Origin of the sequence: Oceanibacterium hippocampi, from assembly GCF_900172325.1 — a bacterium.
Lineage (GTDB): Bacteria > Pseudomonadota > Alphaproteobacteria > Sneathiellales > Sneathiellaceae > Oceanibacterium > Oceanibacterium hippocampi.
The window spans coordinates 284,669-298,298 of the sequence record NZ_FWFR01000002.1 but is presented as its reverse complement, the minus strand read 5'-3'; the positions used below and the strand labels follow the sequence as shown (position 1 = coordinate 298,298).

Annotated in this window: 11 protein-coding genes; 8 read left to right on the top strand and 3 right to left on the bottom strand. The window is 67.4% G+C overall.

The window, feature by feature from the left end; translation table 11 throughout:
* Positions 1-62: 62 nt before the first annotated feature.
* Positions 63-1,517, bottom strand: a complete 1,455-nt coding sequence (gene hydA / locus OCH7691_RS12425) for a dihydropyrimidinase (protein ID WP_085883856.1) — start codon at positions 1,515-1,517, stop codon at positions 63-65.
* 236 nt (positions 1,518-1,753) lie between these two features.
* On the opposite strand from hydA, the gene OCH7691_RS12420 reads away from it, so the two are divergent.
* From OCH7691_RS12420 to OCH7691_RS12405, 3 genes are all read left to right on the top strand, one after another.
* On the top strand, positions 1,754-2,626 hold the full coding sequence (locus OCH7691_RS12420; RefSeq protein ID WP_085883855.1) for a nitrilase-related carbon-nitrogen hydrolase: 873 nt from the start codon (positions 1,754-1,756) through the stop codon (positions 2,624-2,626).
* A 356-nt stretch (positions 2,627-2,982) separates the two neighbouring features.
* Positions 2,983-3,210 carry a hypothetical protein gene (locus tag OCH7691_RS12410; RefSeq protein ID WP_085883853.1) on the top strand — a complete coding sequence of 76 codons (228 nt, stop codon included), beginning with the start codon at positions 2,983-2,985 and terminating at the stop codon, positions 3,208-3,210.
* Positions 3,211-3,231: 21 nt separating this feature from the next.
* On the top strand, positions 3,232-3,459 hold the full coding sequence (locus tag OCH7691_RS12405) for a hypothetical protein (protein ID WP_085883852.1): 228 nt from the start codon (positions 3,232-3,234) through the stop codon (positions 3,457-3,459).
* Positions 3,460-3,469: 10 nt separating this feature from the next.
* Here the strand turns inward: OCH7691_RS12405 and OCH7691_RS12400 are convergent, their stop codons facing one another.
* Together OCH7691_RS12400 and OCH7691_RS12395 are read right to left on the bottom strand one after the other, a co-directional pair.
* Entirely contained in the window at positions 3,470-4,369 is a 900-nt protein-coding gene (locus tag OCH7691_RS12400) for a DMT family transporter (protein ID WP_085883851.1), read from the bottom strand.
* Between the two features lie 31 nt (positions 4,370-4,400).
* Positions 4,401-5,684 carry a D-amino acid dehydrogenase gene (locus OCH7691_RS12395; RefSeq protein ID WP_085883850.1) on the bottom strand — a complete coding sequence of 428 codons (1,284 nt, stop codon included), beginning with the start codon at positions 5,682-5,684 and terminating at the stop codon, positions 4,401-4,403.
* Positions 5,685-5,894: 210 nt separating this feature from the next.
* Between OCH7691_RS12395 and OCH7691_RS12390 the strand changes: the two genes are divergently transcribed.
* From OCH7691_RS12390 to OCH7691_RS12370, 5 genes are all read left to right on the top strand, one after another.
* Entirely contained in the window at positions 5,895-7,136 is a 1,242-nt protein-coding gene (locus OCH7691_RS12390) for an FAD-dependent oxidoreductase (RefSeq protein WP_085884451.1), read from the top strand.
* 10 nt (positions 7,137-7,146) lie between these two features.
* Complete coding sequence (locus tag OCH7691_RS12385; RefSeq protein WP_085883849.1) at positions 7,147-7,434, top strand: sarcosine oxidase subunit delta; 288 nt, start codon at positions 7,147-7,149, stop codon at positions 7,432-7,434.
* Positions 7,431-10,307, top strand: coding sequence for a glycine cleavage T C-terminal barrel domain-containing protein (locus OCH7691_RS12380; RefSeq protein ID WP_085883848.1), 2,877 nt, complete (start codon positions 7,431-7,433; stop codon positions 10,305-10,307). Before OCH7691_RS12385 ends, OCH7691_RS12380 begins: the two co-directional genes overlap by 4 nt.
* 40 nt (positions 10,308-10,347) lie before the next feature.
* Positions 10,348-11,043 carry a hypothetical protein gene (locus tag OCH7691_RS12375; protein WP_085883847.1) on the top strand — a complete coding sequence of 232 codons (696 nt, stop codon included), beginning with the start codon at positions 10,348-10,350 and terminating at the stop codon, positions 11,041-11,043.
* A gap of 176 nt (positions 11,044-11,219) precedes the next feature.
* Positions 11,220-13,604: a cyclic nucleotide-binding domain-containing protein gene (locus OCH7691_RS12370; RefSeq protein ID WP_085883846.1), complete on the top strand. Its 2,385-nt coding sequence runs from the start codon at positions 11,220-11,222 to the stop codon at positions 13,602-13,604.
* Positions 13,605-13,630 lie beyond the last annotated feature (26 nt).

Sequence of the window (13,630 nt, the reverse complement as noted above, 5' to 3'; positions counted from 1 at the left end):
CGGCTGGCGGCGCCCCCTTTTCTGGTTGATGTTCTTCCCCCGGACGGGCCGGCGGCGACAGTCTACTCCGCCGCCTCGGCCCGGCGCACCGACTTCGGCGCGGCGAGCGCGTTCTTCCGTTTCAAGGCGTCGAAGGCGGGCGAGAAGGTCGGTCGGTTGATGTACCGGCCGGCGCCGCGCTCGACGTCGAGCTGGCCGTCCTTCCAGACCAGCTTGCCCTGGGAGATCGTGTTGCTCGGCACACCCTTCACCGTCATGCCCTCGAAGATGTTGAAGTCGATGTTCTGGTGGTGGGTCTTGGCCGAAATCGTCCGGCTCGCCTCCGGGTCCCAGACCACGATATCGGCGTCGGCGCCGACGTCGAGCGATCCCTTGCGCGGGTAGATGTTGAAGATCTGGGCGGCATTGGTCGAGGTGACGCGGACGAACTCGTTCATCGTCAGCCGACCGGTCGAGACACCGTGATGCCAGAGCACGGCCATCCGGTCCTCGACCCCGGAGGTGCCGTTCGGGATCTTCGTGAAGTCGCCGCGTCCGGCCGCCTTCTGGGGCGCGCAGAAGCAGCAATGGTCGGTCGCGGTGGTCTGCAGGTTGCCGGACTGCAGGCCGCGCCAGAGCGCTTCCTGATGCTCCTTCGAGCGGAACGGCGGGCTCATCACATGGGCCGCGGCATAGGCGAAATCGTCGTTGTAGTAGACCGAATCGTCGATCAGCAGATGGCCGGCCAGGGCCTCGCCGTAGACCCGCTGCCCTTCCAGCCGGGCGCGGGTGATCGCCTCGAGCGACTGCTTGCAGGAGGTGTGCACGATATAGACCGGCGTGCCCAGCACCTCGGCGACGCGGATCGCGCGGTTGGCGGCCTCGCCCTCGACTTCCGGCGGGCGCGACTGCGGATGGCCCTCCGGCCCGGTGATGCCCTTCTTCAGCAGTTCCTGCTGCAGGTAATAGACCATCTCGCCGTTCTCGGCATGCACGGTCGCGATGGCGCCGAGTTCGCGGCAGCGGCCGAAGCTTGCCAGCATCATCTCGTCCGAGACCATGATGGCGCCCTTGTAGGCCATGAAATGCTTGAACGAGTTGACGCCATGGTCGCGGGCGAGCGTCCCCATGTCGTCATGCACCGACTGGTCCCACCAGGTGATGGCGACGTGGAAACTGTAGTCGGAAACCGACTTCTCGGCCCAGCCGCGCCATTTCCTGTAGGCGTCCATGAGCGGCTCTTCCGGGTCCGGGATGACGAAGTCGATGATCATCGTCGTCCCGCCGGCCAGTGCCGCCGCGGTGCCGGTCTGGAAATCCTCGGACGCGACCGTGCCCATGAACGGCAGCTGCATGTGGGTGTGCGGATCGATGCCACCCGGCATGACATATTGCCCGCCGGCGTCCACGACCGTGGCCGAGGAGGGGACGTCCAGCTTTTCGCCGACGGCCTTGATGACGCCGTCCTCGCAATAGATGTCGGCACGCTTGGTCTGTTCGGCGGTGACGACCGTGCCGCCCCTGATCAAAAGAGACATCGCCTGTCCTTCCCGTAAGCCTGATCCCTGGTTCGGCCGCTGTTGCGCGGCCTCGCCGGACCGGTTGCGCCGATCCGAAACCTGATTACTTGGTCAAATTCTGGACCATTTGCCGGCCGAATGAAAGGCCCGCATGGGTCACGATCGCGGCGCCATTTGCACGCCCCGGTAATTCGCGATAAGTCTTGACCAGATGGTCAGGAAGACCGCGTAACCGAATTCCACAGGAGGCGATCATGGCGATAGTGAAGGCGGGTCTCATACAGGTCGGACTGAAGGGCGATACCTCGATGTCGCCGGCGGAAATCCGCGACCTGATGATCGAGGCGCATATCCCGCTGATCGAGGAGGCGGGGCGCAAGGGGGTCCAGGTGCTCAGCTTCCAGGAAGTCTGCACCCAGCCCTATTTCTGCCCGTCCCAGGACAGCAAGTGGTACGCGGCGGTCGAGCGCATCCCGGACGGTCCGACGACCAAGCTGATGCAGGAATACGCGAAGAAGCACAGCATGGTGATCGTCGTCCCGATCTACGAGGAAGAGAAGACCGGGATCTATTACAATACCGCCGCCGTGATTGATGCCGACGGCCGCTACCTCGGCAAGTATCGCAAGACCCATATCCCGCAGGTCGCCGGTTTCTACGAGAAGTTCTTCTTCAAGCCCGGCAACTCGGGCTGGCCGGTGTTCGAGACGGCCTATTGCAAGCTCGGCGTCTATATCTGCTACGACCGGCATTTCCCGGAAGGCTGGCGGGCGCTGGCCCTGAACGGCGCGGAGTATATCGTCAATCCGTCGGCGACCGTGGCCGGCCTGTCGCAATATCTGTGGGAGCTCGAGCAACCGGCCGCGGCGGTCGCCAACGGCGCCTTCATCGGCGCGATCAACCGCCCGGGCACGGAGGGACCCTGGAACATCGGCCGCTTCTACGGCTCGTCCTATGTCTGCAACCCGCGCGGCGAGATCATCGCCCAGGCGAGCGAGGACAAGGACGAACTCGTCGTCGCCGACATGGACATGGACCAGGTCCGGGAAGTCCGCAACCTGTGGCAGTTCTTCCGCGACCGGCGGCCGGAAATGTACGGCGATCTCGCGGATACCTCGGTCGCCTGAGCGGCCGGGGCGGGGATCGACCGGGGCATGGGCAAGCGCGGCGGAATGCCGCGCCTGCCGCGGCCCTGCGGGCATTGCCATCCGGAGCGCCGGGCCCAGTTTCTAGAGCATGAAAACGCTCACCCGGCTTGTGCTTCCGACCGTTCTGCTTTCTCTCCTCGCGGCCTGTGCGGCGCCCCCGCAGGGCGGGCCGACCGAGGCGTTGCGGAACTACTGCCTGAGGGACGGTTTCGGCCCTGAAGGTTCCGAGAACTGGACCTACTGCCTGCGGACCTATTCGGTTGGCGGCAGCGGTATCGAACTCGACGAGAGCAGGGCAGGTTTGGGTCAACCGTGATGACGGGAAACGGATCGCCATGACAATATCCGCGCGACTGATCCTTGCCGCGCTTGCCGTGTCCCTTCTCGCGGCCTGCACGGCAACGCCGCCGGGCGAGCCGACCCGGATGCTCGCCAACTTCTGCCAGCGATACGGTTTCGGTCCGGAAGGCTCGGCCAACTGGATTTATTGCTTGCGGACCTACTCGATTGGCGGCAATGGCATAGAGTTGGACCGCAGCCGTGCCGGTTACGGGCGGAACTGACCCTCACGAACCAGAATTGCCATGAACAAGATCATCCGACTGGCGCTTCCCGCGCTGCTTCTCCCCGTCCTAGTCGCCTGTTCGGCGACCCGCCAGACCGAACCGACCGCGATGCTGCGCGATCATTGCGTGATCCAGGGGTTCGGCCCGGAAGGTTCGGTCAACTGGGAATATTGCCTGCGGACCTATTCCATCGCCGGCAACGGTGTCGAGCTGGACGCCGCTCGGGTCGGTCTCGGTCAGCCCTGAACGCCGGGCTTCAGGCCTTTGCCGGGGTTCTCCGGACCCGTTCCCGGTAGCCGATGTAGATACCCGCAAAGGCGACGATCGCCGCGCCGAGGATCGTCCACTGGTCCGGGAAATCGCCGAACACGATGTAACCGGCGATGGTCGCGGCGATCAGTTGCAGATACATGAACGGCGCCAGTGTCGAGGCCATGCTGACCTGGAAGGCCTTGATCAGCAGGAAGTGACCGACCCCGCCGAGGACGCCGAGGAGGATCATCAGCCCGCCATCGACGAGCGACGGCGTCACCCAGTAGAACGGCATGGCGCCACTCATCGCAAGGCTGCCGACGATCGCGGTGTAGAACAGCGTCGTGACCGGGTTCTCGCCGGCCAGCATGCGGGTCGTGATCTGGTAGAGGGCGTGCGTCACCGCCATCATCAGGACCAGCAGGGCGGCCGGATGCATCGCGCCGAGCCCCGGGCGGATGATCACCAGCGCGCCGGCGAAGCCGACGGCGACCGCCGCCCAGCGCCGAACGCCAACCTTCTCTTTCAGGATCACCACCGACAGGCCGACGACGATCAGCGGCGCGACGAAGGCGATCGCGCTGGCGTCGGCGATCGGCAGGTAGAAGACGGCGCTGAAGAACAAGGCCGTGGTGACCAGCAGCAGCACGGAGCGGACGATCTGCAGGCCGGGCCGCGTGGTCCGCATGAGGCGGCCCCGCATCTTCGGCCAGAACAGCGCCAGCATCAGCACCGTGTGAACGGAATAGCGGACCCAGATCACCTCGGGGATCGGATAGCGGAGCACCAGGTACTTGGCGCAGGCGTCCATCGTCGCGAACAGGCAGACCGCGACCAGCAGGAAACCGACCCCGCGAAGCCCGGAATCGTCCGGACGCACGGGCGTCGTGACGGCGATGGACATGAAGCCTCCGAACGATGACGCAACAGGAGTATCACCCAGTTTCGCGCGCGCGGCCCCTGCCTTTTTGGAAACGCTGCATTGTCAGGCCATCGAGGTCGATCGGCGAGGGGCGACCGGCGACCAGTTCGGCGAGCACCCGGGCCGAACCTGCCGCCATGGTCCAGCCGAGCGTGCCATGCCCGGTATCGAGGAACAGGTTGGCGTAAGGCGTCGGGCCGATCAGCGGCACGCCGTCTGGCGTCATCGGCCGCAAGCCCGCCCAGTGGGTCGCGGCCCCGGCATCGCCGGCATCGGGAAAAAGCGACATCACCGCATCGAGCACGGCGCCGGAACGGCGCCGGTTGGGCGTGGTGTCGTGGCCGGCCAGTTCCGCGGTGCCGGCCGCCCGCAGGCGATCGCCGAGCCGGCTCATGACCACGTAGCGGTCCTCGTCGGTGATGCTGACATGGGGCGCGGCGTTGCTGCCGCCGACCGGAATGGTGACCGAGTAGCCCTTGACCGGATAGACCGGAAGCCGGAGGCCGAGCGGGCGGACCAGCGCCGGCGCATCGACGCCGGCCGCAAGCACGAAGGCGTCGCCCCGGACCGGGCCCGCATCCGTCGCGGCGGCGACGATCCGCGCGCCGTCCGCCTCCAGCGCGCGAACGGCGGTATCGAACCGGAACACGACGCCGAGCGCGGCGCCCCGTTCGGCAAGGGCGCGGGTGTAGCGATGCGCGTCGCCGCTCTCGTCCTCGGCGGTGTAGGTGCCGCCGGCGATTCCCGCCGCGCCGGTTGCCAGCGCCGGCTCGACGGCCACGCAGCCGTCGCGGTCGAGCAGGGTCTGGGCGATGCCCCGGGCGCCAAGCCATTCGGCATGGGCGGCCGCCTCCTCGAGGCTGCGGGGATCGCGATACAGTTTCAGGATGCCGCGCTCTTCCGCGTCGTAGGACAGGCCGAGTTCGTGGCGCAGGCGCCGCAGTTCACCGCGGCTGAACATGGCGAGCCGGAGCGCGCGCCCGGCGCCGTCGAGATTGCGCGCCGTCGTGCAGCGCATCAGGAAGCGGAGCGCCCAGGACCACATAGCCGGATCGGCCCGCAGCCGGACGGCAAGCGGCGCGTCGTCGCGGCCGAGCCAGCGGATCAGTCGCCCGGGGACCTTGCCGCTCGCCCAGGGAAACGGCTGGCTGGCGCTGATCTGCCCGCCGTTCGCGAAACTGGTGCCGAGCGCCGCGCCGTCACGCCGTTCGAGCACCACCACCTCGTGGCCGTCGCCGGCGAGCATGTAGGCGAGGCTGACACCGACCACGCCGGCGCCGAGCACGATGACTTTCAAGGCTGCTTCCGCTCCAACGGTGCCGTTGTCCGGCTTTCCTCGAATTCAGGGAGCCGCCCGGGGTCGATGCCGGCGCCGCGGGCGGGTTTCATCGCCGTCTAGCAGTGCCGGGCCGGCTCCCGCAAGGCGGTTGCGTGCAAAAATGTGCCGCGAAAATGCTGATTGCCGGCGCGGTTGGGCATAATGTGCATGACGTTCAGAGGAATGCCGATGCCCTTCGCCTTGCTGAAATACGGCCTACGCCGGCGCTACAGACCGGTCCCGGACCTGCCGCCGGAGCCCGATCTGAAGAAGCGCTACGATGTCGTCATCATCGGTGGCGGCGGACATGGCCTGGCGACGGCCTACTACCTGGCGACGGTGCACGGCATCCGCGACGTGGCGGTGCTGGAGAAGGGCTATCTCGCCGGCGGCAACACGGCCCGCAACACGGCGATCATCCGCTCGAACTACCTGACGCCTGAAGGGGTCGCCTTCTACGACGAGTCGGTCCGTCTCTTCCAGGGGCTGTCGGAAGAGTTCGATTTCAACATCCTCTACAGCGAGCGTGGCCACCTGACGCTCGCGCATACCGACGCGGCGATCCGTACCGCGCGCTGGCGGGCCGAGGTCAACAAGCACCTGGGCGTTGCCTCAGAGGTGATCTATCCGGACGAGATCGCCCGGCTGGCGCCGAATCTCAACCTTTCCCGCGATGTCCGGCACCCGGTCCTGGGCGCGCTCTATCACGAGCCGGGCGCCATCGCCCGCCACGACGCCGTCGCCTGGGGCTATGCGACCGGCGCGGCCCGGCGCGGCGTTTCGATCCTGCAGAAGACCGAGGTGACCGGCATCGTCAAGGACGGCGACCGGGCGATCGGCGTCGAGACCAACCGGGGCAGGATCGAGGCCGGGCAGATCGTCCAGCAGGTCGCCGGCGCCTCGACCCTGCTCGCCGACATGGCGGGTTTCCGGCTGCCGATCCGCACCGTCCCGCTGCAGGCCTGCGTCTCGCTGCCGGTGAAACCGTTCCTCGACCCGATCATCGTGTCGGGTTCGCTGCACGTCTATATCAGCCAGACGCCGCGCGGCGAACTCGTGATGGGCGGCGCCAGCGATCCCTATCCGCTCTACGGCACGCGCTCGACCCTCGATTTCAAGGAGGGACTGATGGCCAACATGCTGGAACTCTTCCCGTTCCTGGCAGAAATGAAAATTCTCCGGCAGTGGGCCGGGATGACCGACATGTCGCCGGACTTCTCGCCGATCATGGGCGAGACCCCGATCCGCAACTACTGGCTCGATTCCGGTTGGGGCACGTGGGGTTTCAAGGCGACGCCGGTGGTCGGCAAGCGGATGGCGGAGACCGTCGCGACCGGGACCGTGCCGGAACTGATCCGCCCCTTCCGGCTCGCCCGCTTCGACGATATCGAACTGCTCGGCGACAAGGGCGCCGCCTCGGTCGGGCACTAGGACGGCGACGATGAAGCTCATGCATTGCCCGCTCAACGGCCCGCGCAACATCTCCGAGTTCCAGTATGGCGGCGTTGTGAAGACCATGCCCGACCCGGTCGCCGGCAGCGACGACGCCTGGCGCGACTACATCGTCTACGAGCCCAACGTCGCCGGGCCGGTGCTGGAATGGTGGTGCCATCTGCCGACCAGCTACTGGTTCATCGCCGAACGGGACACGGTGAGCGACCGGATCATCCGGACGATGCCGGCGGCGGAAATGTTCGGCGCAACGCCGGCGGCCGGGGACGAGACATGAGCGGAACCCGGCTCGCGGCACCGTTCGGCAGCCTGATCGACCGGACGCGGCCGCTGCATTTCCGCTTCGGCGCGAGAACCCTGTCGGGTTTCGCCGGCGACAGCGCCGCCTCGGCGCTGGTCGGGGCCGGGATCTCGGTGCTCTCGCGGAGCTTCAAGTATCACCGCCCGCGCGGCCTGTTCTCGATGACCGCCGCCGACGCCAACAGCCTGATCGCGGCCGGCGCCGAACCGAACGCCTTTGCCGAGCATGTTCCGCTGACCGAGGGCGCCTCCTTCCGGGGGCAGAACTATGCCGGCAGCCTCGAACGGGACCGTTTCGCGCTGATGGGGCTGTTCGGCCGCTTCCTGCCGCCCGGATTCTATTACCGCGCCTTCTACCGGCCGGCCGGCGCGTGGAAATTCTGGGAACCGAAGATCCGTGCCTTCGCCGGGCTGGGCACGGTCGACACGAACGGTCCGCATGGCTATTTCGACAAGGCCTACGGCTGGTGCGAGGTTGCCGTCGTCGGCGCCGGGCCGGCCGGCCTCGCCGCTGCGCTCGCCGCTGCAGAGGACGGCGCCGAGGTCATCCTGATCGACCGCAATCCGGTGATCGGCGGCTCGATGCGCCAGCGCCGCGGCGGTGTCGGGGCCGAACCGCTGGAGCGGAACGGCAAGGCCGGCACGATCCATGTCATGACCGGCGCCCATTGCCTCGGTCTCTATGACGACAACTGGCTCGCCGTCGGGCAGGGCAAGCGCCTGCACAAGATCCGCGCCGGCCGGGTCGTCGTCGCGACCGGGGCGGAGGAGCAGCCGCTGGTATTCCGCAACAACGACCGGCCGGGGATCATGACGGCCGACACGGTATCGCGGCTGATCCGTCTCTACGGCGTGCTGCCGGGGCGTCGCGCCGTGGTCGTGACGGCGAACGACCAGGGCTACGGCGTCGCCCTCGACCTGGTCGAGGCCGGGGCCGTGGTCGCGGCGATCGCCGATCTGCGCCTGGCGCCCGACGATGGCCCGTTCCGGCGCGAGGCGCGCGCCGCCGGGATCGAGCTCCTCGACGGCTGGACTGCTTACGAGGGCCACGGCCGGGCCCGGCTCGGCGTGGTGACGCTCGCGGGGGTCACCGGACGCGGGCGGGTCGACGACAGCCGCCGCCGGGTCGATTGCGACCTGCTGGCGGTCAGCGTCGCCCAGGTGCCGCGCCTTCACCTGCTCTGCCACCGGGGCATGCGGCCCGTCCATGACGGGAGCGGACACAGCTTCGCCAGCGGCGAACTGCCCGAGGGCGTCGGGCTGGCCGGTGCCGCGGCCGGCCGATACAGCCTCGACGCGGCGACCCGCGACGGTCTGGCGGTTGGCGCCGCGGCCCGGCAGGCGGTCGCCGGCGGCGCCGCGCCGGAGCCGGAACGACCGGCCCCGGACGGGGCGCTGTTCAACCATCCCTGGCCGATCTTCCCCCATCCAAGGGGCAAGGAATTCGTCGACCTCGACGAGGATCTGACGATCGCCGACATCCGCAACACGATTGCCGAGGGCTGGCGTCACGCGGAACTGGTCAAGCGCTTCTCGACGGTCGGCATGGGGCCGAGCCAGGGGCGGCACTCGGCGCTCGCCACCCAGCGGCTGATCGCCGAGGCGACCGGGCAGACACTTGACGCGGTCGGCGCGACGACCTGGCGGCCACCGGCGCTGCCGGAGAAGTTCGGCCTGCTTGCCGGGCGCGGCTTCGAACCGGTACGGCGAACCGCCATGCATGACCGCCATGTGGAGGCGGGCGCCGTGCTCATGCCGGCTGGACTGTGGCTCCGCCCGGCCCATTACGGGGGCAGCGGCGACGCGGCCGGGGCGATCGCCCGGGAGGCGGCGAACGTGCGCGGCAATGTCGGCCTGATCGACGTCTCGACGCTCGGCAAGCTGGAAATCCGCGGGGCCGACGCGGCGGCCTTCCTCGAACGGGTCTACACCTTCGCCTACGCGAAGCAGCCGGTCGGCAAGTCGCGCTACGTGCTGATGACCGACCGGCTCGGCATCATCGTCGACGACGGCGTCGCCTGCCGCATGGCCGACAATCACTTCTACGTCACGGCGACCACCGGTGGGGTCGACGGGGTCTACCGGGAGATGCTCCGGCTCAATGCCGAGTGGCGGATGCGGGTCGATATCGCCAACGTTACCGCCGCCTGGGCCGCGATCAACCTGGCCGGTCCCAACAGCCGAAGGGTGCTGGAACGCGTCGCCGACGGCCTCGACCTCTCGCCGGCGGGCTTCCCCTACCTGGCGGTCCGCGAAGGCCACGTGGCGGGTATTCCCTGCCGATTGCTCCGGGTCGGCTTCGTGGGCGAGCTCGGCTACGAGATCCATTGCCCGTCCGGTCTCGGCGAGACCCTGTGGGACGCCCTGGTCGAGGCGGGCAGGGAGGAGGGCATCGCGCCCTTCGGGGTCGAGGCGCAGCGTCTCCTGCGGCTCGAGAAGGGTCATATCATCGTCGGCCAGGATACCGACGGGACGACCAATCCGCTGGAAGCCGACATGGCCTGGGCAATAGCACGGAAGAAGGACTTCTTCGTCGGCAAGCACGCCATCGGGCTGCGCAGCCGGGCCGGCCTGACACGGAAGCTGGTCGGTTTCCGGCTCCCGGCGGGCGAAAGCCGGGTGCCGAAGGAATGCCACCTCGTCATCCGCGACGGCCAGGTTGCCGGACGGGTGACCTCGGCCGCCCGCTCGGCGAGCCTCGGCCATGTCATCGGGCTCGCCTATGTGCCGGCCGAGCATGCCGCCCCCGGCGTCCCCTTCGACATCCGGGTCGACCAGGGCGCCATGCTGCGGGCCGAGGTCGTGCCGCTCCCGTTCTACGATCCCGACAACGAACGGCAGGACTCATGACCGGGGCAGCGCCGACCGACGCCGGAACGGGAGCAGAACGATGATCAAGCTCGTGCCGTTGCCACGCCGCTCGCCCCTGCATCGCCGGCTCGATGGTCTCGGCGCCGAATGGAGCTTCCAGGGCGACGCCGAGGTGGCCCGCCATTTCGGCGATCCGGAGGGTGAGCGGACGGCGGCCGGCCGTCTCGCGCTGGTCGACCTCTCGGCCCTGCCGCGCGGCGGCTACAAGGGGCCGGCGGCGATCGGCTGGCTGGCCGGGCTGGGCGCCCTGATCGGCCCCGAGCACAACCGCGCCTATCCGCAGGCCGACGGCTCGCTGATCGCGAAGCTCGCCCCGACCGAGGCCTTCATTCTCGGACCGGCGGACGGTCCGGCCGACCTGCTGGCCGCCTGGGAGGGCGCCTGGAACGCCGAAGCCGCCGACGGCGCCTGGCCGATGCCGCGACGGGACAGCCATTGCTGGTTCTTCCTCGCCGGCGAGGCGGCGCCGGCTATGTTCGCCAAGCTCTGCGCGGTCGATCTCCGTGAACGCGCCTTCCCGTTGCACGCGGTCGCCCAGACATCGGTCGCCCGGACGAACGCGATTCTCGTTTCGGGAGAAATCGGCGGCCATCGCGGTGCCCATCTGCTCGCCGACAGCGCCTCGGCCGATTATCTCTTCGGTGTTTTCCTGGATGCCATGGACGAGTTCGACGGCCGCCCCGCCGGGCTTGCAGCCATTGGAGCGCTTGGATAATCGAGCACCGCCGACGCTTGACGACTGTTGCTTATTCGTAACGCCTGATATCCGAAGGCGATTGAATCAATGCGTGTGTTCAAGGCTTTACTTGACCCTAAATCAAGGCAAACGTTATGTTCGCGTAATGGAAGCAGTGGGGAGGCAGGGCGTTCGAGAGCCCGCCTGAGGGGTATATGACCGAACAATACGCGGTCGCCATAGTAGGATCCGGTCCCGGCGGGATGAGCGCGGCAGGTCGCGCGGCGGCAAACGGTGTGTCGCATGTCCTGTTCGAGAAATCCGACCATCTATCCGACACGATCTACAAGTACCAGAAGGGCAAGTTGGTCATGGCGACGCCTGACAACCTGCCGCTTCGAAGCGAATACGAATTCTCCCTCGGCATACGCGAAGATATCCTCGGCTCCTGGGACAAGACGACCGAGACACTCGGCGTCAACGTCCGTTACAACAGCGAGGTCACCGGAATCACCGGGCAGAAGGGCGATTTCACGATCACCCTGAATAGCGGCGATACGGTCAAGGCCGAGCATGTGATCTTCGCCATCGGCCTGCAGGGCAACCTCCGCAAGCTCGGCGTTCCGGGCGAGGATGAATCGGGCCTCGTCCAGTATCAGCTCGACGATCCGGACGAGTACGAGGCCGAGGACATCCTGGTCGTCGGCGCCGGCGACGCGGCGATCGAGAACGCGGTCGCGCTGGCCAAGCAGAACCGGGTCACGATCATCAACCGACGGGACGAATTCGCCCGTGCCAAGGAAGGCAACCTGGCGCTGATCAGCACCGCGATCCAGCGCGGCGACCTGAACTGCATCTACAGCGCGAGCCCGGTCAAAGTCGAGAACGGCGCCCTGACGCTGAGCACGCCCGATGGCGAGATCGACGTCAAATGCGACCGGGTCATCGCCCGTCTCGGCGCGGTCGCGCCGCGCAAGTTCGTCGAGAGCTGCGGGATCGTCTTCCCGTCGAAGGACGCGACGGCGCTCCCGGAAGTGAGCTCGACATACGAATCCAACGTTCCCGGCCTCTATATCATCGGCGCGCTCGGCGGCTATCCGCTGATCAAGCAGGCGATGAACCAGGGATACGAGGCGATCGAGTTCATCGCCGGCAACATGATCAAGCCGGCGGACGAACCGCTGCTCGAGGAGAATTTCAAGATTCTCCAGGGCATGTCGGTCGCCGAGGTGCTCGACATGATCCGCGCCAACGTGCCGATCTATTCCGAGCTCAACCCGCTGCTGCTGCGCGAAATGATGCTGGAGGCGAGCCTCCATCGCCCGAAGGACGGCGAGGTCGTGTTCGCGCGCAACGACTACACCAATTCGTTCTTCACCGTCGTCGAGGGCGAGGTCCTGATCGAGGTCGATCCGTCCGATCCCTCGGTCGTGGTGCGGCTCGGGCAGGGCGAGTTCTTCGGCGAGATGGGGCTGATTTCCGGCCGGCGCCGGACCGCGACGGTCAAGGCCGGGCGGAACGCGACGCTGCTGGAAGTGCCGCGGCGGACGATGATCAAGCTGGTCAACTCCGTTGAATCGGTGAAACGCGTACTCGATCGCACCGCCATCATCCGCCAGGTGCAGACCCACATGGCGCCGAGCGTCCCGACCGAGGACCTGATCGAACTGGTCGATACCGCCGAGATCAATTCCTTCAAGCAGGGCCAGGCTCTGTTCGAGGAAGGCCAGGCAGGCGACTCGGTGCATCTGATCCGGCGCGGTTCGGTCACCGTCTCGCGCCGCATCGGCGGCTCCGACATCGTGCTCTCCTACGTCGCCTCGGGCAATTACGTGGGCGAGATGGCGTTCCTGTCCGACGCGCCCCGTTCGGCCACCGTCCGCGCGGCGATCGACAATACCGAGACCATCCGGATGGACGGCGCGGCCTTCAAGGCGCTGCTCGACAAGTCGCCGACGCTGAGCGCAGCGATGCAGGCGCGGGCGCGCGGGTTCGCGGTCCAGAACGAGCGCATGGCGCAGTCGCGCGATGCCAGCGGGATCATCGAATTCCTGGTCAAGCAGGGCGCCGGCGAGGCGACCGACATCCTGCTGATCGACGAGTCGCTCTGCGTGCGCTGCGACAATTGCGAGAAGGCCTGCGCCGAGACCCACGGCGGCATCAACCGCCTGAACCGTGAGGCCGGGCCGACCTACGCCGAACTGCATGTGCCGACCTCGTGCCGGCATTGCGAGCATCCGCACTGCATGAAGGATTGCCCGCCGGACGCCATCCACCGGGCGCAGAACGGCGAGGTCTATATCGACGACAGCTGCATCGGTTGCGGCAATTGCGAGATGAACTGCCCCTATGACGTGATCCGGCTTTCCGCGGCGCCGCCGAAGAAGCCCGGCCTGCTGAGCTGGATGCTGTTCGGACTGGGATCCGGACCGGGGCAGGATCCGAAAGCCAAGGGCAAAGGGGCCAAGCAGGCCGTCAAATGCGATATGTGCAAGGACATTCCCGGCGGCGCGTCATGCGTCCGGGCCTGTCCGACGGGGGCTGCCATCCGTGTCAGTCCTGAAGAATTCATGTCGATCGCCGCGCTGGCGCGACAATAGTATTCCGCTTGGCGCGGAAGGGGGCC

Coding starts and splice junctions, on each gene's coding strand:
- OCH7691_RS12380 (WP_085883848.1), top strand. CDS start 7,431: ATGAGCGGAACCCGGCTCGCGGCACCGTTCGGCAGCCTGATCGACCGG.
- OCH7691_RS12390 (WP_085884451.1), top strand. CDS start 5,895: ATGCCCTTCGCCTTGCTGAAATACGGCCTACGCCGGCGCTACAGACCG.
- hydA (WP_085883856.1), bottom strand. CDS start 1,517: ATGTCTCTTTTGATCAGGGGCGGCACGGTCGTCACCGCCGAACAGACC.
- OCH7691_RS12370 (WP_085883846.1), top strand. CDS start 11,220: ATGACCGAACAATACGCGGTCGCCATAGTAGGATCCGGTCCCGGCGGG.
- OCH7691_RS12420 (WP_085883855.1), top strand. CDS start 1,754: ATGGCGATAGTGAAGGCGGGTCTCATACAGGTCGGACTGAAGGGCGAT.
- OCH7691_RS12385 (WP_085883849.1), top strand. CDS start 7,147: ATGAAGCTCATGCATTGCCCGCTCAACGGCCCGCGCAACATCTCCGAG.
- OCH7691_RS12410 (WP_085883853.1), top strand. CDS start 2,983: ATGACAATATCCGCGCGACTGATCCTTGCCGCGCTTGCCGTGTCCCTT.
- OCH7691_RS12405 (WP_085883852.1), top strand. CDS start 3,232: ATGAACAAGATCATCCGACTGGCGCTTCCCGCGCTGCTTCTCCCCGTC.
- OCH7691_RS12375 (WP_085883847.1), top strand. CDS start 10,348: ATGATCAAGCTCGTGCCGTTGCCACGCCGCTCGCCCCTGCATCGCCGG.
- OCH7691_RS12400 (WP_085883851.1), bottom strand. CDS start 4,369: ATGTCCATCGCCGTCACGACGCCCGTGCGTCCGGACGATTCCGGGCTT.